This is a genomic window from Streptomyces sp. NRRL B-24572 (assembly GCF_002156145.1).
GTDB lineage: Bacteria > Actinomycetota > Actinomycetes > Streptomycetales > Streptomycetaceae > Streptomyces > Streptomyces vietnamensis.
On the sequence record NZ_MWIG01000131.1, the window covers coordinates 1 to 670 of the forward strand.

Genomic DNA, 670 nt, shown 5'->3' on the forward strand with positions numbered 1-670 from the left:
GGCGCCGCGAACCTCGGAGCGGGCGTCCTGAGCGGGTTCCCGGTGAGCAGCAGTGCCAGCCGCACTGCGCTGGCGGACTCCACCGGCGCGCGAAGCCAGGTGTACTCGCTGACCGCAGGTGCGGCCGTTCTCGCCGTCCTGCTGTTCCTCAGCCCGTTGCTGAGTCTCACCCCGGTCGCCGTGTTGGGTGCCCTCGTCATCTACGCCGCCGTCAAGATGATCGACCTGGCAGGCTTCCGGAGACTGGCCTCCTTCCGCCGCAGGGAACTCCTGCTGGCCGTCGGCTGCCTGTGCGGCGTGCTGTCCCTGGACATTCTGTACGGGGTGCTGGTGGCGGTCGGTCTGTCGGTGGCCGAGCTCCTGACGCGGGTGGCGCGCCCGCACGATGCCGTCCAGGGGCTGGTGCCCGGCGTGGCCGGCATGCACGACGTCGACGACTATCCGGAGGCCCGTACGATTCCCGGGCTGGTCGTCTATCGCTACGACTCGCCGCTGTTCTTCGCCAACGCGGAGAACTTCCGGCGCCGCGCACTCGCCGCCGTCGCGGAGCAGCCCGGGCCCGTCCACTGGTTCGTGCTCAATACCGAGGCCAACGTGGAGGTGGACATCACCGCGCTGGACTCCGTCGACGAGCTGCGTCGCGAACTGTCCGGGCGCGGCATCGTGTTCG

General features: G+C 70.0%; 1 protein-coding gene. It reads left to right on the forward strand.

Features of this window, described 5'->3' with window-relative positions; translation table 11 throughout:
- Positions 1–670, forward strand: a 670-nt coding sequence (locus tag CCN56_RS08555) for a SulP family inorganic anion transporter (RefSeq protein ID WP_143664465.1), incomplete at both ends; no start/stop codon positions are given.